The sequence below is a fragment of the Mucilaginibacter sp. R-33 genome (assembly GCF_049949235.1).
Classification (GTDB): domain Bacteria; phylum Bacteroidota; class Bacteroidia; order Sphingobacteriales; family Sphingobacteriaceae; genus Mucilaginibacter.
On sequence record NZ_CP188089.1, the window covers coordinates 1,883,806 to 1,908,352 of the forward strand.

The following is a 24,547-nucleotide window of genomic DNA, read 5'->3' on the forward strand; positions in this document are numbered from 1 at the left end:
CTTTTTTATTTATTCAATAAACCGTTCAGGGGATCTTTTCCGTTAACGGTACCAAAGCTGGCAATCGGTTTAAACCGCGCAAAAAGCTCTTCGCTATACCAGCCTTCGCTTCTTGTCTTTTTAATCACTTCGGCATGTTCGGGACTTTTATAGGCAAAGGCCTTTACATGATCCAGGCTTTCCCAAACAGAAAATGTGGCTTGCCTGTATACCGGCGCTTCGCCAATGCCAAACGAGCTGATATAACCGGGAGCGGATCGCATCATATCTGCGACAGCATCAACATTGGCCCAAAAATTTTTAAGCTTGTTAAACCGGATAGTAGCGCGGGTAAGCACAGTGACAGGGCCATTGATATCGTTCGCTTCGGGCTTGCCAAATGGTTCTTTGCCGTCCCAGCTTCCGTGGCTTTGCAGGGGCAGGCAAAGCATTGTCCAGCTTTCGGTGCCTAACAGCTTCCACCAGGAGGATACGAACGACCGGTTATAGAACCCATCGAAATCTTCCCGGCTATTCCAGCAGGCTAATAAGCCCCATTGCTGCCAGTCTGGTTCAAGATCAAAAGTTCCGTTTTTGCCAGAGCCAAGAAGCTTGTAAAAGCTGCATCCTCTTTGCATCAACAGGGGAAGACGATGAACAGCCATTGCCAGCAGGGCAAAAGGAATAAATAGTTTGCGGTAGCGGATTATAGTAAGGCTAACGATCATGCAAATGCTAAATAAAAGATTAAATATGATATTTGCCTTATTTACTTTCAACGCAGCATAGTTACTTTTACATCATGGCAGAAGATCTAACAATAAATACATCAACCGATAAAGCGGAGCAATACGCTTCACTTGTTCCTCAAATAGAGGCATTACTTCACGGCGAGCCTGACCTTGTGGCCAACATGGCAAACGTAGCTGCAGCCCTAAAGGAACAGTTTAAATGGTTTTGGGTGGGCTTTTACCTGGTTAAAGGAAACGAATTGGTTTTAGGGCCGTTCCAGGGACCGGTTGCATGTACCCGCATTGGCCTGGGGAAAGGTGTTTGCGGAGCCGCATGGCAGCAGACTAAAACTTTGATTGTGCCGGATGTTGATGCGTTTCCCGGGCATATTGCCTGTAGTTCGCTTTCCCGTTCGGAAATCGTGGTGCCGGTATTTAAAGATGATAAAGTGGTAGCAGTACTTGATGTAGACAGCGAATTGCTTGATCAGTTCAATGAAACAGATGCACAGTATCTCGAGCAAATAGTAAAGCTTATTAATTTTTAATGAGCAGGATCTATCTGATTGCCGGCCTTGGCGCCGATACCCGCGTTTATAACAACATTAATCTCAATGATGAATATGAGGTAATTACGGTAGATTGGGTCGAACCGAATTTAAATGATACTTTAGTTACTTATGCTCAAATGCTTATTTATCAATATAATATCAAGCCAAAATCGGTATTGATAGGTAATTCATTGGGAGGGATCATCGCCGTTGAAATAGCTAAATTTATCCCGGTTGAAAAGGTTATCCTGATCTCCAGCATTAAAACCAGCGACGAAGCTCCATGGTATTTTAAACTCTTTCGCGCGCTGCCTGTTTACAAGCTTATCCCGGGAAAAGCATTTAATTCGATGGGGTTTATGATTAAACCGTTGTTCGGCCACATGAGCCGGGAAGATGCGTGGTTGTTTAGCGATATGCTAAAAAAATCATCGCCGGCGTTTATGAAATGGGCCATGTACGCTATTTTGCACTGGAAGAACGAAATTGTGCCGCCAAACCTTTACCATATTACGGGTGATAAAGATCTGGTGTTTGATTATAAAAGAATAAAGGCTGCTACCATCGTTAAGGGAGGTACGCACATCATGATCTTTGACAAAGCAAAAGAGATCAATAAATTGTTGAAGGGAATCCTGAAAAAATGAAATTACCAGAAAGTTATTACCTGGGGAACGACGTTGTAAGTATCAGTAAAGATCTGTTAGGTAAGTATTTGTTTACTTGTATTGATGGTGTAACTACTGGTGGCTATATTGTTGAAACAGAAGCTTATAATGGTGTTGTAGACAAAGCTTCTCACGCTTTTGGTAACCGCCTTACACCCCGCACTAAAACTATGTTTATGCAGGGAGGTATTGCTTATGTTTACCTGTGCTACGGCATTCATGAAATGTTTAACATCGTTACTTCTGTTGAAGGGCACCCGCAGGCTATACTCATCCGGGCTATCCAACCCACCGATGGAATTGAGGCGATGCAGGCCCGCCGCAATATGCCGATTCTTAAACCAACCATCACTGCCGGTCCGGGTTCGGTAGCTAAGGCTTTGGGGATTTCGCGCGATATCAATGCGTTTAGCTTGCAGGGCGATACGATCTGGCTTGAAGATCGCGGCCTTCATTTCCCAGATGATCAAATAAAAGCCGGCCCGAGGATAGGAGTGGCTTATGCGGCAGAAGATGCATTGCTGCCTTATCGTTTCTATGTAAAAGGCAATGTTTACGTAAGTAAGCCCAATAAATAAGTTCTCAATTTTGTAATATTGGCAAATGAACTATCAAAATGATCTGGCGTTTGCCCGGCAACTGGATGACCAGGATCCGTTAAAAAATTTCCGGAGCCGTTTTTTAATTCCTCAGCATAACGGCGAAGATGCAATTTACCTTTGCGGCAACTCGCTTGGCTTGCAACCGGTTTCCGCGCAACAATATTTAGCCGATCAATTAAACACCTGGAAAAACCTTGCTGTTGAAGGTTGGTTTCAGGGAGATGATCCCTGGCTTGATTATCACAAATCCATTACCGGCTCAATTGCTGGCATTGTAGGCGCCCAGGAAAATGAAGTTACCATAATGAACTCACTTACAGTAAATCTTCATTTATTGATGGTAAGTTTTTATAAACCAGATAATAAGCGTTTTAAAATTCTCATGGAGGGAGGGGCTTTCCCTTCTGATCAATATGCAATGGAAAGCCAGGTGAGATTCCACGGTCTCGATCCTAAGGATACAATAATTGAGATTTTCCCGCGAGAGGGGGAGGTCACATTACGTACCGAAGATATCATTCAAACCATTGATCAAAACAAAAATGAACTTGCCTTAGTGCTGTTCGGCGGAATCAATTATTATACCGGACAGTTTTTTGATCTGAAAACAATTACGGATGCGGCTCATGCAGCAGGCGCTTATGCAGGCTTTGATCTGGCTCATGCTGCGGGGAACGTCCCCTTGCAGTTGCACAATTGGGGAGCCGATTTCGCTTGCTGGTGTTCGTACAAATACATGAACTCCGGACCGGGCGGTATAAGCGGCATTTTTGTGCATGAAAAACATTTTACCGATAAGGAACTGAACAGGTTTGCCGGCTGGTGGGGATACCGTCGCGACAAGCAATTCCTGATGGCCCCTGGTTTCGATCCTGAGATTGGCGCGGCCGGCTGGCAGGTAAGCACAAGCCCGATATTACTTCTCGCTTTATTTAAAGCTTCTATGGCTATTTTTAATGATGCGGGCGGGTTAGATACCCTTCGTCAAAAAAGCATTCATTTAACGGGATATTTGGAGTTTTTGATTCAAGGCATCAATGAACAGCAGGGCGAAGAGATTTATCGGATAATTACTCCAGCTGATGCGGCTGCCCGCGGCTGCCAGCTTTCAGTAGTTTGCAAGCTAAATGCCAAGGCTATTTTCAACTATCTCGCACAAAATGGTGTTATAGGCGATTGGCGCGAACCGGATGTGATCCGCCTGAGCCCTGTACCGCTTTACAATACATTTGAGGATGTTTACAAAGCAGTCAGATTGATGGCTGATGCACTAAAAGTTGTTTAAATTTTCAGAGATATATGGTTTACTACAATCCCAAAGAGTGGTTTTCATTCATTTTTAAAATAAATAAAGCCGAAACGCTGCGCGAGTTATTTCCACTTATGCTTGCCGTAGGTGCATATGCAGGTGTTGTTACCTATTTCCTGATTGATTTTTGGCAGCTACCCGATACAAGCATACTTAAGAAGGTAATCTTTATTCATCAAACAATAGGTTTCGTATTCTCCTTATTGCTGGCATTCCGTATCAACTCGGCTTATGACCGCTGGTGGGAAGGGCGTAAGATCTGGGGAAGCCTGGTGAATAACAGCCGCAACCTTGCCATCAAATTAAAACATCTAATTGGCGAAAAAAATGAACTGGCTTTTTTTAATTACGCTATTCCGCGTTATGCAAGAGCCTTGAGAGATCATTTACGGGATGAATATGTTCCGGAGGAGCAGTCGTTCATCAGTGTTGATGCACAAAAACATGTACCCAACCAGGTAGCTTCTGAAATGATTAAAAACATTTACAGGTTAAATAAAGAAGGTGCTATCAACCCGGAGCAATTGTTTAGCATAACAGCTGAAATTACTTCTTTTACAGATATTTGCGGAGCATGTGAACGAATTAAGAAAACGCCTATTCCGTTTTCGTACAATGTTTTTATCAAGAAATTTATCTTTACGTACATCATGACACTGCCGTTTACCTGGGCCTTTGATCTCAAATATTTTATTATCCCGATAATCTGCTTTGTACTTTTTGTTTTTGCGAGTATTGAGTTATTAGCCGAAGAAATCGAGGACCCATTTGGTCGCGATGCCAATGATCTGCCGCTGGATAGCATTTGCGAAAATATCCAGAAACACGTAGGGGAGTTGATAGGATAAGAGAAATGCTTAAAATAGCTTACGATCCGATATATGCCCATCCGCTGCCCGAAGGCCATCGCTTTCCGATGCTCAAATATGAGCTGATCCCGGCGCAGCTATTGCATGAAGGTGTAATTAGTAAAGACACCCTGTTTTCACCTGGACTTCTTGCTGAAGATATTATCACTTTAACGCATGATGAAAATTATTGGCATCAGCTTCGTGATTTAACCTTGTCGCCAAAAGAACAAAGACGTACGGGTTTTCCCTTGTCCGCAAGTTTGGTGGAGCGTGAGGTAAGGATAGCCCGGGGTACAATTGACAGCTGCCATTATGCTTTTGAAAATGGTATTGCTTTCAATGTAGCCGGCGGAACCCACCATGCGGGCAGTAACTGGGGCGAAGGTTTTTGCTTATTAAACGACCAGGCTATCGTGGCTAATTATTTATTAAATAGTGAATCAGCCAAATCTATTTTAATAATTGATTTAGATGTGCACCAGGGCAATGGCACTGCCGAGATCTTCAAAAATGAATCAAGGGTATTCACGTTTTCGATGCATGGAGCTAATAATTTCCCTTACAGAAAAGAACGTTCGGATTTAGACATTCCTTTACGAGATGGTGTGGGCGACGATGAGTTTCTCGATATCCTCGAAACAACATTGCCGCGACTGATCGACCAGCATAAGCCGGATTTTATCTTTTACCTATCGGGTGTGGATGTTTTAGCTACCGATAAGTTGGGTAAGCTTGCCTTAAGTAAAGAGGCCTGCAAAGCCCGCGATCAGTTTGTTTTTGAACAGTGCATTAAACACAATATCCCGGTACAGGTAAGCATGGGAGGTGGTTATTCGCCCCAAATTAAAGATATTGTCGATGCACATTGTAATACCTTCAAAGTGGCTGTAGACCTTTATTTTTAGTCTTTCGCAATTACGGGTATCACAGGTTTAATCTTATGGCTTTTACTAAGCAGGTTGAAGCGCGCGAATAAAAGTACCGATGCTGTTCCCAAGCCAAGTACAAGGCCATACCAAACTCCGTAAACCCCAAGGTTAAATTTAATACCAAGCAGGTAGCCAATGGGCAAACCAATCACCCAGTAAGCCAAAAAGGTAATAACTGTTGGAATATTTACATCGCCCATGCCTCTCAGCACGCCCAGCCCAACCACCTGAGCTCCATCAAATAGCTGAAAGAATGCAGCAATGATAAGTAGCTGTGATGCAATAGATATTACCTCTTTATCCGAAGTAATTATCCATGGTAAAAGATGCCTGGCTAAAGCAAATACTACTGCTGTAAACGTCATGAACAGCAATACAATGTGATAATTGGATATAGCCGCAAGCCTTAAATTACGATGATCACTTACACCAAAATAGTTACCCGATTTAATTGCCGCAGCCGCGCCAATGCCGCTGGCCATCATATAGGTCATGGAGGCCATGGTTATAGTTACCTGGTGTGCGGCCTGCGCGATTACACCAATGGTGCCAACTAATAAAGCAGCTCCACCAAAGGCGCTGATCTCGAAAGTATATTGCATAGCTACCGGTGTACCAATTTTCATGATCTGAATACCTCGAAGCTTATCAATATTCTTAATGGCAAAATCCGTTAAATAAGTTTTAAAATTTTTTGACCGGAAAACGTAAGTTCCCATTACTGTAGCCATTACACATCTATCAATAAGTGTGCTGTAACCAACACCTTTGATGCCCATCGGCTGAATACCGAACAAGCCTTTAACAAAAATTATCCCCAATAAAATATTAATGAGGTTACCCCATATAGATATCATCATGGCTTGTTTGGTAAAGCCAAGACCTTCGGCAAACTGCTTAAACGTATTAAAAATTAGTAGCGGGATCAGAGACAGGCTCAACAGGAATAAATACGGCTTAGCTTCTTTTACAACCTCGGGCGATTGATCAAGGTGACCGATAAGCAACATGGTACCAAAATAAATTCCACAAAATAAAATAATCCCACTTAGGATATTAAGAAATAAGCTATTAGACAATAACAGTCCACACTCTTTATAATTTTTACGGCCATTATTTTGGGCGACAAGCGGTGTTAAACCATACGAGATGCCCATGCCTATAACCAGCGGCACCATAAAAAGACTATTTACTGTTGATACCGCAGCCAATGAAACAGTGCCTGCAAAATGGCCAACGATAATGGTATCAGACATCTGGACAGCCGTATGACCAACGTTTGATATAATTACCGGGATAGCCAGTTTAAGGCTTTCAAGATAATAAGGTTTGTATTTTTGGTAAACGGCTCTCATAATTACTCAGGCAACAGGAGCTCAAAAGTAACCATTTGGGCACACAGAAAAGTCAGCAGGCTGTATAATATTCTTCCTTTTCGGTTGTGTTGATCTTGATCAGGCCCGATAGTATCAGGTCTACCAATACATTTTGTGCACGCCTGCGCCCCACTTTAAGCAGCTCGCTGCATTCTTTTATGGTGATGCGTCCAGCCTTTTCCAAATGGCCAAGCAAGGTGCTTTCGTTTTCAGAATACTCAATTAAAACACCCTGATCATTTGAAGAGCGTTTTAAAACCTCAAGTACAATTTTGCTGGCCAGTACACTTTTGTCTTTTACACGTACATACGCCCACCATTTACCGTCTTCGGCAAGGGCATAGTGAGGTTTTAGTTCACTTGCCGGTGTATCAACAACCAACACCAGTTTATCGTCAAAGTAAACTTCTTCAAAAGTTGGCTCAAGGGCCGGGCGCGAAAATAAGTGCGCCGCCTTTGTTATCATGTACTTTTCCTCGTCTTCAGATTTTACCCCTTTTATTGTGCCATCATCAGCTACGCCAATAAGTAGCTTGCCGCCTTTATTGTTGGCGAATGATACCATTGTCCGGGCTATTTTTTCGCAACTGGTTATCGTTTTTTTAAAGTCGACGGTTACGCCTTCTCCTTCAAAAATCAGCTTCTTTACATTTGTTTTATGCATAGCCTTTTATAATTATCAGGGCTTAATGTATGGTGTGAAAATTTCCATCCAGGTTTCAGGGCGTGAAATGGGTGAAAAGCCAAACTGGCTATATAAGTTGTGCGCGTCCTTTGTAGCTAACGACCACCTTCTTAAACCTTTCAGATCGGGATGCTTGACAATGGTTTGTACCAGCCATTTGGAAAGGCCTATGCCCCGGTAACCGGGTAAAATAAATACGTCGCAGATATAGGCAAACGTAGCATTATCAGAAACAACGCGCGCAAAACCCACCTGCTCATTCTTGAGATAGATGCCAAAACACATGGAGTTTTCAATTGCCCTGGCTAATTTTTGACGCGGGATCCCTTTTGCCCAGTATGATTCATTATTTAGGTAATCATAAATACCATCAACATTAAGCAGATTTTTATCAGTTGAGATCATGAAGCCTTTTTTTTCAAAAGCCTCGTCATTCATAATTACAGCCATCAGTATAAGTTATATAGTAGTATCAATAAAGTTTAAGTTTCGTACGTAAACCTCAATTATGACGGATACGCATATTTCGCCATCTTTATTGTAAATGTCAATAGGGAAGGGGCGAATAAATTTTCCTCCCGTATTTAAAACATGCTCTGCTTCGGCTATATCGCTATCAGTCAATTCAATATTAAAAAATAAATTTGTTGCTGCCGGTTTTGCGTATTTTACAGTTGCTGATTTTGACCACACCATTAATTTATAGCCTTTATGGCTAAATATTTGATAAAACAGAATAGGGTAAAAGGGATCTGCAGCCGAAAAAAGCGTGCCGCCAAAAATTGAGTTATTATAGTTTTTGTTAAGAAAACTCTTCCTGATCTTTACCTTAACACCACGGTAGCCTTTACTGAATTTAACTACCCAGATGCGCTGGAAAAGGAGAGGAGGGTAGAAGCGCATTACCCACTTTAATAATCCTTCGGATACTACCATAGCGCTTAAAGATGAGAAAAAAATTAAACACTGAGTCGCAAATGTTAATCAAACAAGGCTATGTTTAAAAATAAAAAGATAACAAAATCCAGAATAACGGGTAAACAATACGGTTAAAGGTTGGTTTATAGTATGGTTCACATAAATTGATCATTTAATTAAAAGCAAATAACTATGAAAAAGCAATTTTTAAGTTTCGCACTTGTCGCGGCGATGATAGGCGCTATCGCGACCAGCTGCAGTTCGGAAAAAAAAGCAGGCGATGGCTCTGACAGTACAAAAATGGATTCAACAAGCCAGAGTGCGCCGGCACCGGCAGCCACTGACACAACTAAAACCGACACTACTAAAAAAGACACTACCAAGAAAATGTAATTTGGTAACGCATAAAAAATCCCGGCCGGGTATTTCACCAGACCGGGATTTTTTATGCGTTCGTTTTCCTCTTTTTAAATTTTAGAATGCGGTTTTTATAACACCGCCATCAGCGCGCAATGTTGCTCCATTAGTTGCTGCCGATAGCGGACTGGCAACATAAGTAACCATACTGGCAATTTCATCTGTAGTAATAAAGCGTTTTATTAAGGAGGTACCGCGCATATTGGTAAAAAACTCTTTTTCTACTTCTGCATTACTTAAGCCCTGATCTTTCGCCAGCGCCTCTATAAAGTCGCCAACACCTTCAGATAAGGTTGGACCGGGTAAAACAGTATTTACAGTAACACCGGTGCTTTTAGTAAGTTCGGCCAGGCCACGTGCAACCGCAATTTGAGCTGTTTTGGTTGTCCCGTAATGGATCATTTCTTCAGGGATCTGATATGCAGATTCGCTGGAAATAAAAATGATACGGCCCCAATCTTTGCTGATCATTTTATTAAAATAAGCCCTCGATAACCGCACCCCGCTCAACACATTAACCTCAAAAAACTTCAGCCAGTCGGCATCTGTAATTTCAGCAAATGGCTTAGGTTCAAAAATACCAACATTGTTTACCAGGATATCAATTTCAGGCAATTGGGTTATGAGTGCTTCAACTTGCGCAATATTTGAAAAATCGGCGGCGATGCCCTTAATTTTATTATTGCCGGTTTCTGCAATTATTTTTTTTACAGCTTCATCAACTTTGGTTTGGTTACGACCATTTACGTATACCGCAGTACCCTCGCTGGCTAATGCTTTCGCAATAGCGTAACCAATGCCGGCCGTTGATCCGGTTACAAGCGCTGTTTTATCATTAAGTTTAAGATCCATAATTTTAATTTTTGCTTTAATAACACAAGTGTAGCACTGTTGTTAGCTTAAGGCAGATTTTAAAATCAAAGATTAAATAGCATTGACAATAGATGCCAAATTTGAATTAACCCTGGCCGGGCTGGTACATTCTTTTTTCAACAGGCTGATAATATTCGTTTAAGTTTTCCGGCACCCGGGATTTATAACCCAATACTTGCCTCAGGTCATCACTTAATCCTTCGCCAAATTCATATCCCAAAAATCTGGGATAATCAAGCTGTTGTTTAAAAAAGGGCTTAGTAAAAGCCATGGTTAATGTCCTCCTTGTTGCATCAGTGTAATTTTTACCGGCCGCATGCCATAAATTGGAGTCAAACAAGATAATGCTGCCTCTTTTTGTATTGGCGCGATCAGCATTCTTGTAAAAAAAATCGCTCTCCGGTTTTTCATCGCTTTTATGCGAGCCTGACAAAAAATAAGTTGATCCGTTTTCAAGAGTAAAATCATCTAATATTATCATCATTTGAATCATTACTTTAAAGTCGCCGGTAAAACTTCTTATATCCCGATGGATGTTTTGAACATATGGTTTTTCATCTTTTAAATTAATGACCGCACCCAACGAATTTATAATGTAATTTCCTTTTAAAAAATGCATTATCTGATCTGCACAATATTTTCGTTCAAGAAACTTCAGTGAAAATCTTTCCCGTTCAACAAGATGGTGTAATGTTCCGTTCATGTTATCACCTATACCATTTGCAATTTGAATTTTACGCCTGAGATTGTATGCAGGTATCAATGAATCTGTTATTTCGACAATGAATTCATCGTCCAGGGCATTTTCGTATATAATCCATCCATATTCATCCATTACCCGGTCAAATACGGCAAGGTCAGCATCGGAATAGTTAAACTTATTTTTCATTTTATAATTAATTAAGGTTGTCAATTGTGGTTGTTTCTGATTCAGAGGCAGCTGCCTGTTTTTTTTTGTCAGGATGACGATATAAAGGGAAGAATTTAATTTCAGGGTTGGGATCCACACCCGATTTTAAAACAAGCTCGTTATAAACAGACTCATCGTTAACGTAACACCAGATCCGGTCTTTTACCTGTAAGTTGGAGAAAAGCTTTTTGAAATTAAAAAGCGAGTCTTCCTTTCCACCAACGCCGCCTCCAAGGTGAAAGATCTTTTTTCCTAATCTTCTGCCTATCATACTTATTTCATCTGTTAATAATTTACTCGGAGAGATATTCAGATAATCCGGTGATGTAGCCGAAAGATGATTCCGAACAATGTTATCAGACAATAGAATGAGCGCTCCACACATGAGGTTGGGCCCATCGTATATTAAAATAAGTTTGTTTTTCATGTATTCTTCATTAAGGAGGTTGACGAAATGCTGGACATCAAAATAGTAATTGGATGAAGCTTTCAACCGATCCATATTTTTATAATACATTTCGGCAAAATCTTCAATTTCCTGAACCGTACCTGCCTCTCTGATAACAAAGCCCATTTTCCGAAGACTTCTTATTTGACGACCAAGCCTTTTATCATATCTGTTTCGCTGGTCTTCCACAGATATGGAGAGGTCAACGTATAATGTTGTTCCATTATCCTTTATACCGCCAATGTTCTCTAACAAATGATGCTGATTAAGAAATGGATGCAATCTCGAAAAGATGCAAATGGCCGACTCTTCCTTCATGAAACTTGTAAATGCATTTTTAAATTGCATGATTGTTGAGACCGACAAATTGTTCAGATAGATGTTGGATATAGGCCCTGAATAACCATACACACAAGTCATATCGAAGTATTCGGAGTTTTCAATTTTTCTTTTGATCACCGGCAACGCAATGAAGAGTTTCTCTTCCTCATAAACAAACAAAAGTGGTTCTCCCTCAGTATTTAAAGAATGATAATACCAGGTATGAAACCCCTCGTGTGCATGTGACCGGCTTATATATTCGTCCCAATCTTTTCTATTACGTATAGTGACGCTTCGATAATTCATAAGTGAATCTCTTTATTATATACATGGTTATTGATTATATGCCGGGGAGGGCAGGAGGTAGAGAGCGATCAACAGCAGTTATTGGCCAGTTGACACGTTAAAAAAACATTCAGGTGCTGTGATAAAAAGCACAAATTAAAGTATTGGGAAGAATAAACTAATTTAGTTTAAAGCAGGTATTTTATTGTATCAAAAGCTTTACGTAACCGAAAACGGCCTAATTCAAATAGTATATATCTTTTAAGATACAACAGCAGCAGCATTTTCTTTTGCATGCCGCGATAATGAAAACGCCTGATGATTAGGTTAAAATCACTGATAACCATTTCCATACGAGCTTCATTCCTTATCATGCTCCAAATGCCTCCAACATGATTGCGATAACAACTCATTACCTCGGGAATTACATATATTTTACGCCCTGTCTTAAAGGTTGCGAAGATCTTAAAAAATTTATCAGCTGCATAACAGCTCATATACCATTGTTTTTCAAATAATTCGTGTACCTCAGGAATATTATGATAAACAACAGTAGCCGTTTTGGTTTCTACCTGCTTGCCAATCAACAAATCGTGATAAGTATACTCAAGCGGTACCGGGTTGGGATCGATATTCAGCGTATTGTTATGGATGTCAATCACCCGCGTGTAGTGACAGCAAATAATATATTCCGGGTTATTTTCCAAAAAGTCCACTTGCTTTTGCAGTTTTTTTGGGCTCGTCCAGTAGTCGTCTCCATCACAAAGCGCAATGTATTTTCCTTCACATGCTTTGATAGTATTAATTGCGTTTAAATGAGCACCACGATTTTTTTCCGGGTAAATTATCTTGATCTTATCCGGGTATTTTTCCTTGTATGATCTCAATATCTCAGTTGTACCGTCGGTTGAGCAATCATCACCAATAACAATTTCATATCGAAAGTTAGTTTCCTGCATCAGGAAGCTTTCAATGGTTTGACTGATGAAATCTTTATGGTTATAAGTAGTACAGCAAACACTGACCATCAAGTTCTGATCTGTTATCATATAAAAAGTAAAATTTATTTATAGGCTTATTAAGTGGTTTCCTGATGAAATGGCATTTGATAAATGCCGAACCATTCATACGTTTGGAGATTGTGCAATGCTTCGCCATATGACTCACATTATTTATTTAATTGAAAAAGCCTATTGTGTCAAATAGGTTTTTTTCAGTTGAGTTTCGATCAAAAAATTAAATAATTCCGAGTCGGCTAATACAGCATTTTGCTATGTCAAATATATTTATTCCACATCCAATAGCAGTCAACAGCACTTTATTGACTCCCAAATTGTAAACTACTTTTTTATTTAGTTTACACTCATGTGAATGGCTGTAAATATCAGGTGTGCATCCGTGCAATCCGGCCTAAATTTAGGTACTTAAGCGCGTAAAAATTGCCTCATAAATAATTCTCATAATTAACATTATGTTAAATAACAGTCTTTAAAGAAAGGCCTTTATAAAAAGGCCCTCTTCTATAGTATATCTTTGGAGATTATTGATTAGCTGGTAGTGCGTCGATTTGTGCTTTTAATTTAGTGGCGTTCACATCATCTTTAACACCTAAGTAATAAGTTCTTAAATTTTGCAATGCGTCAATCGATTTTGGCTGAAGTTCTACAGCTTTTACTAAATATGGTTTAGCTTGTTCAAACTGGGCTTTGGCTTTCGCAATGGCAGCATCATATTCTTTTTGTTTGTTAGCCGGTAATTTATTGGCTGCGTTATAAGCATCGATGGCCGGGTTAAGAATTACATAACCATAGTTTAAGTTAGCCTCAAAATAATTTGGATCAATTTCTAAAGCTTTTTTATACATTTCACCGGCTTTAACATAAGCTTCGGCTTTTGATGCTTGTAGCTTTGCTTTTGCAGCGGCATCTTTAGTTGCGCCCGCTTCTTTTGCGTAATTATCGGCTGTTTGTGAGTAAGTTAAACCGGCATAATAATACAAGGTTTTGTTTTTTGGGTCATTTGCTAAAGCCGCCTGGATCTTATCGGTAACCTCTTTTTCTTTGCCTGTTTGCAGGCTGATTTCAATTTCTCGTTTACGCAGCTCGCTGTTTGCCGGATATTTACTTACGCCTTCCGATACAGTTTTAAGTGCATTTGCGGTGTCTTTGCTGGCAAGATATAACGAAGAAAGATCAAGGTAAACACCAGCGTTTTTTGAATATTTAGTAGTTACCAGTTTGCTGTAGTTGGAAATTGCTGCAGGATAGTTTTTTCCGTTTGCTGCTGCAAGGCCTGTATAGTAAATAGCATTGGTATCTTCGGGCAATACTGTACGGTAAAAATCAAATGACTTATAAGCAAGATCATATTTACCCGCAGAGTATTCTTTAACCCCCTTGGTTAACTGGTATTGAGCAAGGTTTAAATAAGCCTCATCAATCATTTTTTTGTTTTCGCCTTTTGTGTCAATTTCTTTAGCTTTTTTCAAAGCTTCTTCAGCTGTAGTAAATAACGGCAATGAAGTGGCAGGAACAGTGTCCTGAACAGCTAACGCCGAGTAAATTGAACCTTTTACAGCATAGGTAAGCGGTAAAGTAGCGGTTTTTTCATTGGCTGATGCTTTGTCAATTGATTCTTTCGCAGTAGTAAGGCTTTTGCCCGCCATTGCCGCCATTGCCGGCTGTCCTCTTAAACCCGAATACTTTTCATATTCTTCTTTTGCGGTATTTAACTCGCCTTTTTGTGCAAAAGCGGTTGCTGAAACTAAGCCTAACAGGCCCGCCATCAAAAGTCTGATTTTCATGATTATTATTGATTGGTTAACTGTTTTAGTTTATTGTTTATTTTATCTAACTGATCCTGGTTATTGGTTTTGGCATAGGCCATTTGCAAAGCTTGCAAGCTACTTACGTTGTTGGGTGAAATTTCATTAGCCTTTTCAAGCCACTGTATAGCACGTCCCAGGTCCTGAATGCTCCTCTCCCCTTTTGTGGTTGTGCTTTGTTTTAAATACAATAAACCCAAATTAAATACGGGGTCAAAATAAGTCCCACTTAGTTCAATGGCGTGTAAATAAAGTGATTCTGCCTGGTCAAATTTACCTAAATGATCATAGCAATTTGCTGCAACAAATGCAATATCGGCGTTATTGGCATTAATATCAAGCAAGGGACCAATTAAAGGCTCTAACGCTTTATAATTTTTCTTATTGTTATAGATATTGGCTTCGTCAAGCAGCAAGAACCGATCATTCGGCAAAATCTTTCTTCCTTTTTGAAGGATTTGCAATGCTTTAGCCGTATCGCCTAATGATTTATAGATATTTGATGCTGTTTCGATATACTCGGTACGGGCACTGTCAACCTTGAGCATATTGCTATAATACACAGCAGCATCCTGCAAATTACCAGCTTTATTGTTTGCGAAAGCGATATAAGTATTAATTTGATTCATCGCTGGTGCATATTTTTTCGCGTTTTCAAACGAAGTTTTAGCATTAGCGAAATCTGAATTATTCACCGCATCAAACCCCTTTCGGATATAAACGTTTGCCAGACAGCGCTTGGTATAATCAAGTTCAGACTGGTACTTGAAAACCTTATTCATGCCCGATAACCGATCAACCAGTTTGGTTGTTTTGTCAAGCATATCTGCAGGCATCCCGAGTTTGTTTAAAGAATCGATGTACAGGATACTCGAATTTACAATAGCCCGGTAAAGGTTTTTTTCAATATCAGCCGTATCCGACTTGGTAATGATCAAACTATCTGCAGATTTTTTTGCCGCGGCCAAGTATTTCAGGTCGTTTTTCTGTTTATAAAAAGCCAGGTTATTTACTACAACTTTCAGCGCTTCTTTTTGTGCGAAGGCAAAAGTTGTAGTAAAGCTTGTAATTAAAACCGATAAAATGATCTTGCGGTAGTGCATATTTATTATTCTGTTGTATCGTCAGTTGATGGTTCTGCACCATTTTCAGCTGTATCACCGTCGCCTGTATTTTCGGCTGTGGTATCAGAGCCTTCTGCATTTTCATCACCTTCTTTTACTTCCTCATCCTCATCATGCTCAATTTTGGCTACTGAAGCTATCTCATCATTGTTTTTAAGCGTTATCAGCCTTACGCCCTGTGTGGCACGGCCCATCACTCTTAATTCGCTTACAGCTATACGTATAATAATACCTGACTTGTTAATGATCATCAGGTCTTCCTTATCTGTAACACCTTTTATAGCAACAAGGTTTCCGGTTTTTTCAGTAATATTTAATGTTTTTACACCTTTACCACCACGGTTTGTAACACGATAGTCTTCAATGTCGGTACGTTTACCATATCCCTTTTCTGATACCACTAATACTGTTGTTTCAGCGTCATCAATTGCAATCATGCCAACTACCTCATCGTTCTCGTCATCAAGCGTAATGCCGCGAACACCGGTAGCTGTACGTCCCATAGGCCTTACTGTCGACTCGTTGAAACGGATAGCACGGCCAGATTTAAGTGCCATCACAATTTCGCTGCTGCCACTTGTTAAGCTTGCCTCAAGTAATGAATCGCCCTCGTTAATATTGATAGCATTGATACCATTTGAACGTGGACGTGAATAAGCCTCGAGTGAGGTTTTCTTGATGGTACCCTTCTTGGTACACATAATAATGAAGTTATTTTCAAGATAATTCTGATCTTTAAGCGAAATCAGCTTAATATAGGCCTTGATATTCTCTTCTTTCGGAATATTGATGATATTTTGGATGGCGCGGCCTTTGGAGGTTCGTGTACCTTCTGGTATTTCAAACACTCTAAGCCAGAAACATTGTCCCGACTCGGTAAAGAACAGCATATAGTTGTGATTTGAGGCAATAAGCAGGTGCTCAATGAAATCCTCATCACGGCTGTTACTACCAATAGCGCCTTTACCTCCCCTGCTTTGCCTGCGGTATTCGGTAAGCGGGGTGCGTTTAATATAACCTTCACGCGAGATGGTAATTACTACGTCCTCATCCTCAATGAAGTCTTCAGTTTGCATTTCTGCAGAAGAGTGAACCATCTCAGTACGGCGCTCATCACCATATTTCTCTTTAACTTCCAATAACTCATCCTTAATGATCTGCATCCTTAAACCTTCGTCGCTAAGGATGTTTTTTAAGTGTTTGATGAGTTCCATTAAAGCGGCATATTCGTCTTTGATCTTATCACGTTCAAGTCCTGTTAACCTTCTTAGGGTCATGTCGAGGATAGCACGTGCCTGGATATCGGTTAAACCAAAGCTGCTCATCAAGCCTTCCCTTGCTTCATCAGGTGTTTGCGAAGCACGGATCAGACGGATAACTTCATCAAGGTGATCTAACGCAATCAATAAACCCTCAAGGATGTGCGCACGTTTTTCAGCTTCATTAAGCTCAAATTTGGTACGGCGTACCACAACCTCATGACGGTGCTCAACAAAGTGATGGATGAGGTCCTTCAGGTTGAGGAGCATTGGCCGGCCATTAACCAGCGCGATGTTGTTTACACTGAATGATGTTTGAAGTGCCGTATATTTAAACAGGTTGTTTAGTACGATTGCTGCATTGGCGTCACGTTTGATCTCATAAACGATGCGGATCCCTTCGCGGCTCGATTCGTCACGAATTGCCGAAATGCCTTCCAGTTTCTTTTCGTTAACCAGTTCGGCAGTACGCTCAATCATTAAAGCTTTGTTTACCTGGTAAGGTATTTCGCTTACAACGATGCGCTCACGTTCGCCATTGTAGGTTTCGATTTCGGCACGTGCGCGGATCACAACCCTGCCACGACCTGTTTCAAGCGCTTCGCGAGGGCCGTCGTACCCGTAAATGATACCGCCTGTAGGGAAATCAGGGCCTTTTACATATTTCATTAACTCGGCCACCTCAATCTGGCGATTATCAATTAATGCCATAGTAGCATCGATAACTTCCGAAAGGTTATGCGGCGCCATGTTAGTGGCCATACCTACTGCGATACCCGAAGCGCCGTTAACCAGCAGGTTTGGGAATTTGGATGGCAGTACGGTTGGCTCCTGCAGCGAGTCGTCAAAGTTTAATTGAAAATCAATGGTGTCTTTGTTGATATCGGCCAGCATCTCTTCAGCAAGCTTTTGTAAGCGTGCTTCTGTATAACGCATTGCCGCTGGCTCGTCACCATCAACAGAACCATAATTACCCTGGCCTTCAACCAGCAGATAGCGTAAACTCCACTCCTGGGCCATACGTACCATGGTATCATATACCGATTTATCACCGTGAGGGTGATATTTACCCATTACCTCACCCACAATACGGGCAGATTTTTTATAGGGCTTGTTATTTGTTAAACCCAGGTCAAGCATACCGTAAAGTACGCGCCTGTGTACCGGTTTCAGTCCATCGCGGACATCGGGCAGCGCCCTGGAAACAATCACCGACATTGAATAATCAATGTACGCCGATCGCATTTCCTCATCAATATTTATCGAAATTATCCTGTCTTCTGCGTGTGAATTATCGTTTTCTGTTCCTTCAGCCATTTTTAATTATTTGTAGAACCTTCTCTTATAATTGCGTGTTAAAATTGATTTTTCAACGACCTGCGAAGTTAAAAAAATACTTGGGATTGCGCCAACTTAGTAACAATAAACCATGGGGACTTATTGCCATGAGGCTAACAATTTTGTTACTTTAATACAGGTTTATTTCACCTTTACCCAGTAATCTTCAACCTTGTTGCCATTAGGTAAAACCGAAAGCAGTTTAAGCGTATCATTACTGATTGTGTAGTTGTATTTAATGGTTTTGTTAAGCAGTTTTGACTCCTGCATGCAATAGGTTTGGGTTTCAAAACAGGTATCCTCTTTTAACCGGTAATCGCCCTTTTCGTATATCTGGGTCTTCTCCCCTTCTTCAATCACTTTAGCCTTATAATGTTCATTGTCATAATCCCGTTGTAGCTTATAAGCTGCAGGAGCGGCATCAAGCTTTCCGTTAATTATGCCTCCTCGATACTCCCAGACGCCTTTCAGCGGACTATCATCAAAACGGAAAGCACATAACAGTAAAATACCGATAACCGGCACAATAAATTTTTTCATTGGTGATGTTATTAGCTAAAAGCCCAAAGCATAATGCTGAAAGCTTTTTTCTTTAGGCCTTTGGCTTTCTGCATTTCGCTTTCAGCTTTTTCCTATGCCCAGTTAATGCCTTTTTTTAATAAAGATAGTGTTTTTTCCTCTTCGCTGCCAGCTGACGGGTGATAGTCATAAACCCATTTAGCTGTAGGCGGCAGGCTCATCAATATCGATTCGATGCGGCCGTTGGTTTCCAACCCGAATTTGGTGCCGGCATCATAAACCAGGTTAAATTCTGCATAACGGCTGCGGCGCTGGTATTGGAAAAGCTGCTGTGCTTCTGTAAATGATTTATCGCGATTGCGGTTAACCAGCTCAGTATATAACGGTGCAAATGATCGTCCAACAGATTTTGAAAACTCAAAGATCTCTTCCCAGCTTAACTCATCATTGGCGGTAAGCCTGTCGTAAAATATACCGCCTATTCCACGGGTTTCATTACGGTGTTTGATGAAAAAGTAATCATCAGCCCATTTTTTAAAGCGGGGATAAAAATCGGCATAGTATTGATCACAGGCAGCTTTTAATCCGCTATGAAAAAAACGGGCATCATCTTCAATAACATAATGAGGGGTTAAATCAATCCCGCCACCGAACCAGCGAACAGGCTTTTGACTGTCGCCCATGGTTGATGGCATTTCAAAGTAACGGATGTTCATGTGGATGATAGGTACCAACGGGTGATTGGGATGGATCACAATAGACACACCGGTAGCAAAAAAGTCATCCTGCTCAACTTGCAGGGCCCGTTTCATGGTATCGGGTAAATGACCGTGAACTGCCGAAAAGTTAACCCCGCCCTTTTCAAGGATGTTACCGTTTTGGATAACCCGGGTACGGCCTCCGCCTCCACCCTCGCGCTCCCAAAGCTCCTCCTCAAATTTTGCGGCGCCATCTAATTGCTCAAGTGCTGCGCAGATCTCATCCTGTATTTGTTTATAATCTTCGGCTATTTGTTCTTTGCTGATCATAGGCTGTAAAAGTAATGAATTTTGGGAATTGCAGCGGAAGGCCTTTTTTTCAATGCGTGCACTCATAGCTACCCGCATTTACAGCCGATAATGAAAAGTGTTCAACTTTTTTAGGTGTGAACACCTGGTAAAAAATAAACAACTGATAATCAACAATTTACATGTTCATTATTTTACTACAGAAAATATAAATAACTGATAATCAGTGCTTGTGTTTTTAGGTTTAGGCTAAACGCAACATTTTTGAACACCCGTTTTTTAAAAATTGAACACCTGTCCGATCTTAGCTTATCTCCACGTAATTCAAATCCTTGCCGAAGGTTTCCTTTAACTGGCTTAAGGATAACAGGGCTACCGCCGTAAGTATCCCCATCATGATATATCCCGATTTGATATACCCATACTTTGCATTGAAGGCATTAAATGCTACAGTTATCGGGATCAGTGAGCCGCGCACAAAGTTGGGTACCGTAGTGGTAACTGTTGAGCGGATATTGGTGCCGAACTGCTCAGACGCAATGGTAACAAATGTAGCCCAATAGCCCACTGTACAACCCATAAAAAAGCTTAATACTGCAAAACGTTCGGGAGTAATGCCGTTATCGCTTAAATAAAAATGAACGCTTACTAATGAAAGTATTAAAAATACAGCCATCGTTAGTTTGCGCGATTTGGTAACCTGGGCCAGTAAGCCGGCCACAATATCGCCGATGGCGATGCCAATGTAGCTGTAAAAAATGCCGTCGCCCGGTTTGATCAGGGTTTTAGCCCCTAAAGCAGCCCCAAACTTATCCGAAAAGCTAATCAATACACCCACTACGTACCAAAGCGGCGCACCTATCAGGATACAAAACAGGTATTTTTTTAAACGTTCCCAGCTGGTAAACAGCATGAGCATATTGCCTTTGGATACATCGCTGTTCTCAACATTCTTAAACATGCCCGATTCAAAAGTACCAACACGAAGCAGCAACAATAAAATTCCTAAGCCGCCGCCTACAAAGTAGGCATTACGCCAGCCAAATTTAGCTACGGCATAAGCAGCGGTAGCGCCAAACAAGCCAATAACAGCTACCATCATGGTTCCATAACCCCGGTTTTCCTTGCTTAATGTTTCGCTAACCAGAGTAATACCGGCGCCAAGTTCGCCTGCAAGCCCCAGGCCTGCAATAAACCTTACTATGGCATAAGTATTTACATCATGAACAAGGCCATTGGCAAAATTGGCTATCGAGTAAAGTAATATCGAACCAAAAAGCACTTTGATACGGCCCAGTTTGTCACCGACAATGCCCCATATGATGCCGCCAAGCAACAGCCCAAACATCTGGACGCTGATAATGAACTGCCCTTTATCGGTTATTTCCTGTGCATTTAAGCCGATATCTTTAAGGCTGGGGATGCGTACTATTGAAAAAACCAAAAGATCATATATATCAACAAAATAGCCCAGGGAAGCAACAAGTACTAAGAAAACAGCGTTCCTTGTGGCTTTAGCGTTGGTAGCATCGGTCATAGCGTGTAAGAATTGGTTGGCTAATGTAGGAGATTTATGAAGATAAAAACAAAAAAATCGGCACAAAAAAACCCCTGTCATAACAGAGGTTTTGTAAGTAAGTTTTGCTCAATAATTTTATATATTTTATGCTTTTTTAACGTTTACTGCCTGTAATCCTTTTCTTCCTTCTTCCACATCGTACGTGACGCTATCATTATCCTTAATTGCATTTACACCGCCTTGCACGTCTTTAAAGTGTACAAAAAGATCCTTACCTTCTTCGGTAATAATAAAGCCGTAGCCTTTTTGTGTGTTAAACCATTTTACTTTTCCAGTTTTCATAATTATAATAATCGTAATAAAAAATTCGTGTTAAGATCAACTAAAACCAAACTGAAAACAAATAGGCTTATTGGTTCAGAAGGAATAGATATCCAGCTTCCCTCAAATATATAAAATTATTAAATAAACCAAATAAAATTATTTATTTGGTTGTGGTGTCAGGCGCAAATAGGGTTTAACTGCAGTAAAACCCTTTGGAAATTTGGCAGGGATATCTTCAGTTTTAATTGCCGGCACCACCACCACGTCCTCTCCTTCTTTCCAGTCGGCTGGTGTGGCAACACTGTAATTAGCGGTTAACTGCAATGAGTCAATAACCCTTAAAATTTCCTGGAAGTTACGGCCGGTTGATGCCGGGTAAGTGATAATGAGCTTAACCAGCTTATCAGGCCCTATAATAAATAATGAGCGCACTGTGGCATTTACCGAAGCATTTGGATGGATCATGTCATAGGCTTCAGAAATTTTGCGGTCTTCATCGGCAATGATCGGAAAATTAACTTCGACACCCTGCGTTTCGTTAATATCCTGGATCCAGCCGTGATGTGATTCAACCGAATCAACACTAAGAGCCAGTACTTTAACATTGCGTTTGGTGAATTCATCTTTTAAAGCGGCAGTTTTTCCAAGCTCGGTGGTACAAACAGGTGTATAATCGCCAGGATGCGAGAATAGTACGCCCCAGCTATCCCCTAAATATTCGTAAAAGTCAATTTCGCCTTCTGATGTTTTCGCTTTGAAGTTTGGCGCTTTATCGCCCAGTCTTAAACTCATGATGATAGATTTTTTATGGTAATTTAATACGACTAAGTTACTATACATTCATAAACAAATGCAAACAAACTTTAAATAATCGCATTATTTACGCCAACATTACAAAGGCTGTGTTGTTGAAGTTTGAAATTAATAACAGCTATCTATGAGTAAACACACCTATGATACCGGTATAATTGGCAATTGCGCCTTTTTAGCCCATATTAATAAAAACACCAATGTCGACTGGCTGTGCTGGCCCCGGTTCGACAGTACCTTTATTTTTGGCGGCCTCCTTGATAAAGATAAGGGCGGCGAATTCTCGATCCGTCCGGAAGGGGAATACACTACCAATCAGCATTACCTGGAAAATACCAATATTTTAATTACGGAAATATGCCCTGCAAGCGGCGGAAAATACCGCATAACCGATTTTGCACCAAGGTTTTACCAGCATCAGCGTTATTATAAACCATTAATGCTGATCAGGAAAATTGAGGTTATTGAAGGCTCGCCGCGCATCATTGTCAAATGCGCGCCGGTTTCTGAATATGGTGCTGTTAAATTGAGTGTAAACCGTGGCAGCAACCATATCCAATATCTGGGCGGTGAAGAAAGTATTCGCCTTACCACCAATATCCCGATAAGTTATGTATTTGATGGACAGGCTTTTGTACTCAATGAAACCAAGTACCTGGCCATGACCTACGGCGAACCGCTTGAAGCGCCGCTCATCAGCACAGCTGATCGGTTTTTGGCCGAAACCGTGCAGTACTGGCGTACATGGATCAAACACTCGTCCATAGCTACTTATTTTCAACCCTTTGTAATCCGCTCCGCTTTGGCCCTTAAAATACACCAGTATGAGGATACCGGCGCCATTATCGCCGCAAGCACCACAAGCCTGCCCGAATCGCCGGGAAGCGGCCGTAACTGGGATTATCGTTATTGCTGGCTGCGCGATACTTATTACGTAATAACCGCGCTAAATCACATTGGTCACTTTGAGGAGATGGAAAAGTATTTCGGTTATGTTACCGATATTACTTTCTCTGAAATGGAACGCTACCAGCCGCTTTATGGCATTACCGGTAAAAAAGACCTTGTAGAGCATATTTTAACTGATTTAGCGGGCTATATGGGCAACCAGCCAGTGCGGGTTGGTAACCAGGCATCCGAACACATTCAGAATGACATTTACGGCCAGGTATTGATCTCCCTGCTCCCATTATACACCGATCATCGCTTTGTTTTTTCGGAACGAAAAGATTCGGTTCACTGGATAGCGTTTTTGTTGAGTAAGATAGAACATACCATTGATGAAAAAGATGCCGGCATCTGGGAGTTCAGGAATATGGCCAACATTCATTGTTACAGCAACCTATTTCAATGGGCTGGTGCGTCAGCAGCCGAGAAAATGGCGCGTACCATCCAAAACCAGGAGCTGATTGATAAGGCCATTTCTCTTAAAGAACGTGCAGCCGCGCACATCGAGAGCTGTTATGACCCGGTGCGCAAAGTTTACACCAACTCGGCCGGGAGCAGTAACCTTGATGCCAGCACTTTGCAATTGATTATGATGAACTATCTTGATCCAAATTCGCAGAAAGCGAAGGATCATTTAGTTGCATTAGAAAAAGAACTAAAGACACCTAATGGATTATTTTACAGGTACTTATATACAGACGATTTTGGTAAGCCTAAAACTACTTTCCTGATCTGCGCATTTTGGTATGTAGAAGCGCTGGCCGCTGTTGGCCGTTTGGATGATGCCCAGCGCGAGTTTGGCAACCTGCTGCAATACTCCAATCACCTGTTGCTCTTTAGCGAGGATGTTGACGAGCGCGACGGAAGCCAGTGGGGTAATTTCCCCCAGGCTTACAGCCATGTAGGGTTGATGAACGCGGCGTACCGGATTGCCATGAAATTGGATAGGCCGATATTTTTGTAGGATTAATCTTCTCTTGCATAAATTGGTAGCAGATAAGACTTACGAAGTTTCTAAAACT

General features: G+C 41.1%; 25 protein-coding genes. 8 read left to right on the forward strand and 17 right to left on the reverse strand.

What is annotated here, in order from left to right; genetic code table 11:
• Positions 1-5: 5 nt before the first annotated feature.
• Positions 6-707 (reverse strand): DUF3291 domain-containing protein, encoded by a 702-nt coding sequence (locus ACP26M_RS07965; protein ID WP_426587723.1) that lies wholly within the window; start codon positions 705-707, stop codon positions 6-8.
• A gap of 74 nt (positions 708-781) precedes the next feature.
• On the opposite strand from ACP26M_RS07965, the gene ACP26M_RS07970 reads away from it, so the two are divergent.
• Genes ACP26M_RS07970 through ACP26M_RS07995 form a run of 6 tightly spaced genes read left to right on the forward strand, consistent with a single transcriptional unit; the run spans position 782 to position 5,596 of the window.
• Entirely contained in the window at positions 782-1,258 is a 477-nt protein-coding gene (locus ACP26M_RS07970; protein ID WP_426587725.1) for a GAF domain-containing protein, read from the forward strand.
• Positions 1,258-1,908 carry an alpha/beta hydrolase gene (locus ACP26M_RS07975; protein ID WP_426587727.1) on the forward strand — a complete coding sequence of 217 codons (651 nt, stop codon included), beginning with the start codon at positions 1,258-1,260 and terminating at the stop codon, positions 1,906-1,908. Before ACP26M_RS07970 ends, ACP26M_RS07975 begins: the two co-directional genes overlap by 1 nt.
• Entirely contained in the window at positions 1,905-2,507 is a 603-nt protein-coding gene (locus ACP26M_RS07980; RefSeq protein WP_426587729.1) for a DNA-3-methyladenine glycosylase, read from the forward strand. The genes ACP26M_RS07975 and ACP26M_RS07980 overlap by 4 nt, the downstream gene beginning before the upstream one ends.
• 25 nt (positions 2,508-2,532) lie before the next feature.
• A complete protein-coding gene (gene kynU, locus ACP26M_RS07985) occupies positions 2,533-3,816 on the forward strand; it encodes a kynureninase (RefSeq protein ID WP_426587731.1) in 1,284 nt (427 codons plus the stop codon).
• Between the two features lie 14 nt (positions 3,817-3,830).
• A complete protein-coding gene (locus ACP26M_RS07990) occupies positions 3,831-4,688 on the forward strand; it encodes a bestrophin family protein (RefSeq protein WP_426587733.1) in 858 nt (285 codons plus the stop codon).
• A gap of 5 nt (positions 4,689-4,693) precedes the next feature.
• Positions 4,694-5,596 carry a histone deacetylase family protein gene (locus ACP26M_RS07995; protein WP_426587735.1) on the forward strand — a complete coding sequence of 301 codons (903 nt, stop codon included), beginning with the start codon at positions 4,694-4,696 and terminating at the stop codon, positions 5,594-5,596.
• On the opposite strand, the gene ACP26M_RS08000 is transcribed toward ACP26M_RS07995, so the two are convergent.
• Genes ACP26M_RS08000 through ACP26M_RS08015 form a run of 4 tightly spaced genes read right to left on the reverse strand, consistent with a single transcriptional unit; the run spans position 5,593 to position 8,617 of the window.
• Positions 5,593-6,975, reverse strand: coding sequence for an MATE family efflux transporter (locus ACP26M_RS08000; RefSeq protein ID WP_426587737.1), 1,383 nt, complete (start codon positions 6,973-6,975; stop codon positions 5,593-5,595). The genes ACP26M_RS07995 and ACP26M_RS08000 overlap by 4 nt on opposite strands.
• A 52-nt stretch (positions 6,976-7,027) precedes the next feature.
• Positions 7,028-7,660, reverse strand: a complete 633-nt coding sequence (locus ACP26M_RS08005; RefSeq protein WP_426587739.1) for an AlbA family DNA-binding domain-containing protein — start codon at positions 7,658-7,660, stop codon at positions 7,028-7,030.
• A 15-nt stretch (positions 7,661-7,675) separates the two neighbouring features.
• Positions 7,676-8,131: a GNAT family N-acetyltransferase gene (locus ACP26M_RS08010; RefSeq protein ID WP_426587741.1), complete on the reverse strand. Its 456-nt coding sequence runs from the start codon at positions 8,129-8,131 to the stop codon at positions 7,676-7,678.
• Between the two features lie 9 nt (positions 8,132-8,140).
• Entirely contained in the window at positions 8,141-8,617 is a 477-nt protein-coding gene (locus tag ACP26M_RS08015; RefSeq protein ID WP_426587743.1) for a DUF4442 domain-containing protein, read from the reverse strand.
• 174 nt (positions 8,618-8,791) lie between these two features.
• Between ACP26M_RS08015 and ACP26M_RS08020 the strand changes: the two genes are divergently transcribed.
• Positions 8,792-8,992 (forward strand): hypothetical protein, encoded by a 201-nt coding sequence (locus ACP26M_RS08020; protein ID WP_426587745.1) that lies wholly within the window; start codon positions 8,792-8,794, stop codon positions 8,990-8,992.
• A gap of 81 nt (positions 8,993-9,073) precedes the next feature.
• Here the strand turns inward: ACP26M_RS08020 and ACP26M_RS08025 are convergent, their stop codons facing one another.
• The 12 genes from ACP26M_RS08025 to ACP26M_RS08080 form a co-directional block, all read right to left on the reverse strand.
• Positions 9,074-9,868 carry an SDR family NAD(P)-dependent oxidoreductase gene (locus ACP26M_RS08025; protein WP_426587747.1) on the reverse strand — a complete coding sequence of 265 codons (795 nt, stop codon included), beginning with the start codon at positions 9,866-9,868 and terminating at the stop codon, positions 9,074-9,076.
• 106 nt (positions 9,869-9,974) lie between these two features.
• Positions 9,975-10,778 (reverse strand): phytanoyl-CoA dioxygenase family protein, encoded by an 804-nt coding sequence (locus ACP26M_RS08030; RefSeq protein ID WP_426587749.1) that lies wholly within the window; start codon positions 10,776-10,778, stop codon positions 9,975-9,977.
• Positions 10,779-10,785: 7 nt separating this feature from the next.
• A complete protein-coding gene (locus tag ACP26M_RS08035) occupies positions 10,786-11,874 on the reverse strand; it encodes a GNAT family N-acetyltransferase (RefSeq protein ID WP_426587751.1) in 1,089 nt (362 codons plus the stop codon).
• Between the two features lie 167 nt (positions 11,875-12,041).
• Entirely contained in the window at positions 12,042-12,902 is an 861-nt protein-coding gene (locus ACP26M_RS08040) for a glycosyltransferase family 2 protein (RefSeq protein ID WP_426587753.1), read from the reverse strand.
• A gap of 491 nt (positions 12,903-13,393) precedes the next feature.
• A complete protein-coding gene (locus tag ACP26M_RS08045; RefSeq protein WP_426587755.1) occupies positions 13,394-14,656 on the reverse strand; it encodes a tetratricopeptide repeat protein in 1,263 nt (420 codons plus the stop codon).
• A 5-nt stretch (positions 14,657-14,661) separates the two neighbouring features.
• On the reverse strand, positions 14,662-15,780 hold the full coding sequence (locus ACP26M_RS08050) for a tetratricopeptide repeat protein (RefSeq protein ID WP_426587757.1): 1,119 nt from the start codon (positions 15,778-15,780) through the stop codon (positions 14,662-14,664).
• A gap of 5 nt (positions 15,781-15,785) precedes the next feature.
• A complete protein-coding gene (gene gyrA, locus ACP26M_RS08055) occupies positions 15,786-18,377 on the reverse strand; it encodes a DNA gyrase subunit A (RefSeq protein ID WP_426587759.1) in 2,592 nt (863 codons plus the stop codon).
• Between the two features lie 162 nt (positions 18,378-18,539).
• A complete protein-coding gene (locus ACP26M_RS08060) occupies positions 18,540-18,938 on the reverse strand; it encodes a hypothetical protein (RefSeq protein WP_354482791.1) in 399 nt (132 codons plus the stop codon).
• 92 nt (positions 18,939-19,030) lie between these two features.
• Positions 19,031-19,945, reverse strand: coding sequence for an oxygen-dependent coproporphyrinogen oxidase (gene hemF, locus ACP26M_RS08065; RefSeq protein ID WP_426587762.1), 915 nt, complete (start codon positions 19,943-19,945; stop codon positions 19,031-19,033).
• A 283-nt stretch (positions 19,946-20,228) separates the two neighbouring features.
• Positions 20,229-21,461 (reverse strand): MFS transporter, encoded by a 1,233-nt coding sequence (locus ACP26M_RS08070; RefSeq protein WP_426587764.1) that lies wholly within the window; start codon positions 21,459-21,461, stop codon positions 20,229-20,231.
• A gap of 126 nt (positions 21,462-21,587) precedes the next feature.
• Complete coding sequence (locus tag ACP26M_RS08075; protein ID WP_090525558.1) at positions 21,588-21,785, reverse strand: cold-shock protein; 198 nt, start codon at positions 21,783-21,785, stop codon at positions 21,588-21,590.
• A 138-nt stretch (positions 21,786-21,923) separates the two neighbouring features.
• On the reverse strand, positions 21,924-22,559 hold the full coding sequence (locus tag ACP26M_RS08080) for a peroxiredoxin (protein WP_176624642.1): 636 nt from the start codon (positions 22,557-22,559) through the stop codon (positions 21,924-21,926).
• A gap of 145 nt (positions 22,560-22,704) precedes the next feature.
• On the opposite strand from ACP26M_RS08080, the gene ACP26M_RS08085 reads away from it, so the two are divergent.
• The gene (locus tag ACP26M_RS08085) at positions 22,705-24,489 is read left to right on the forward strand and encodes a glycoside hydrolase family 15 protein (RefSeq protein ID WP_426587767.1); all 1,785 of its coding nucleotides are present in this window, start codon (positions 22,705-22,707) and stop codon (positions 24,487-24,489) included.
• Positions 24,490-24,547 lie beyond the last annotated feature (58 nt).

What these genes read in the sequence shown, in the direction of transcription:
- ACP26M_RS07995 (WP_426587735.1), top strand. Translation starts at nt 4,694, where the DNA reads ATGCTTAAAATAGCTTACGATCCGATATATGCCCATCCGCTGCCCGAA.
- hemF (WP_426587762.1), bottom strand. Translation starts at nt 19,945, where the DNA reads ATGATCAGCAAAGAACAAATAGCCGAAGATTATAAACAAATACAGGAT.
- ACP26M_RS08060 (WP_354482791.1), bottom strand. Translation starts at nt 18,938, where the DNA reads ATGAAAAAATTTATTGTGCCGGTTATCGGTATTTTACTGTTATGTGCT.
- kynU (WP_426587731.1), top strand. Translation starts at nt 2,533, where the DNA reads ATGAACTATCAAAATGATCTGGCGTTTGCCCGGCAACTGGATGACCAG.
- ACP26M_RS08070 (WP_426587764.1), bottom strand. Translation starts at nt 21,461, where the DNA reads ATGACCGATGCTACCAACGCTAAAGCCACAAGGAACGCTGTTTTCTTA.
- ACP26M_RS08035 (WP_426587751.1), bottom strand. Translation starts at nt 11,874, where the DNA reads ATGAATTATCGAAGCGTCACTATACGTAATAGAAAAGATTGGGACGAA.
- ACP26M_RS08015 (WP_426587743.1), bottom strand. Translation starts at nt 8,617, where the DNA reads ATGGTAGTATCCGAAGGATTATTAAAGTGGGTAATGCGCTTCTACCCT.
- ACP26M_RS08000 (WP_426587737.1), bottom strand. Translation starts at nt 6,975, where the DNA reads ATGAGAGCCGTTTACCAAAAATACAAACCTTATTATCTTGAAAGCCTT.
- ACP26M_RS07990 (WP_426587733.1), top strand. Translation starts at nt 3,831, where the DNA reads ATGGTTTACTACAATCCCAAAGAGTGGTTTTCATTCATTTTTAAAATA.
- ACP26M_RS08080 (WP_176624642.1), bottom strand. Translation starts at nt 22,559, where the DNA reads ATGAGTTTAAGACTGGGCGATAAAGCGCCAAACTTCAAAGCGAAAACA.
- gyrA (WP_426587759.1), bottom strand. Translation starts at nt 18,377, where the DNA reads ATGGCTGAAGGAACAGAAAACGATAATTCACACGCAGAAGACAGGATA.
- ACP26M_RS07980 (WP_426587729.1), top strand. Translation starts at nt 1,905, where the DNA reads ATGAAATTACCAGAAAGTTATTACCTGGGGAACGACGTTGTAAGTATC.
- ACP26M_RS08050 (WP_426587757.1), bottom strand. Translation starts at nt 15,780, where the DNA reads ATGCACTACCGCAAGATCATTTTATCGGTTTTAATTACAAGCTTTACT.
- ACP26M_RS08010 (WP_426587741.1), bottom strand. Translation starts at nt 8,131, where the DNA reads ATGGCTGTAATTATGAATGACGAGGCTTTTGAAAAAAAAGGCTTCATG.
- ACP26M_RS08075 (WP_090525558.1), bottom strand. Translation starts at nt 21,785, where the DNA reads ATGAAAACTGGAAAAGTAAAATGGTTTAACACACAAAAAGGCTACGGC.
- ACP26M_RS08030 (WP_426587749.1), bottom strand. Translation starts at nt 10,778, where the DNA reads ATGAAAAATAAGTTTAACTATTCCGATGCTGACCTTGCCGTATTTGAC.
- ACP26M_RS08025 (WP_426587747.1), bottom strand. Translation starts at nt 9,868, where the DNA reads ATGGATCTTAAACTTAATGATAAAACAGCGCTTGTAACCGGATCAACG.
- ACP26M_RS07975 (WP_426587727.1), top strand. Translation starts at nt 1,258, where the DNA reads ATGAGCAGGATCTATCTGATTGCCGGCCTTGGCGCCGATACCCGCGTT.
- ACP26M_RS07970 (WP_426587725.1), top strand. Translation starts at nt 782, where the DNA reads ATGGCAGAAGATCTAACAATAAATACATCAACCGATAAAGCGGAGCAA.
- ACP26M_RS08020 (WP_426587745.1), top strand. Translation starts at nt 8,792, where the DNA reads ATGAAAAAGCAATTTTTAAGTTTCGCACTTGTCGCGGCGATGATAGGC.
- ACP26M_RS07965 (WP_426587723.1), bottom strand. Translation starts at nt 707, where the DNA reads ATGATCGTTAGCCTTACTATAATCCGCTACCGCAAACTATTTATTCCT.
- ACP26M_RS08045 (WP_426587755.1), bottom strand. Translation starts at nt 14,656, where the DNA reads ATGAAAATCAGACTTTTGATGGCGGGCCTGTTAGGCTTAGTTTCAGCA.
- ACP26M_RS08085 (WP_426587767.1), top strand. Translation starts at nt 22,705, where the DNA reads ATGAGTAAACACACCTATGATACCGGTATAATTGGCAATTGCGCCTTT.
- ACP26M_RS08005 (WP_426587739.1), bottom strand. Translation starts at nt 7,660, where the DNA reads ATGCATAAAACAAATGTAAAGAAGCTGATTTTTGAAGGAGAAGGCGTA.
- ACP26M_RS08040 (WP_426587753.1), bottom strand. Translation starts at nt 12,902, where the DNA reads ATGATAACAGATCAGAACTTGATGGTCAGTGTTTGCTGTACTACTTAT.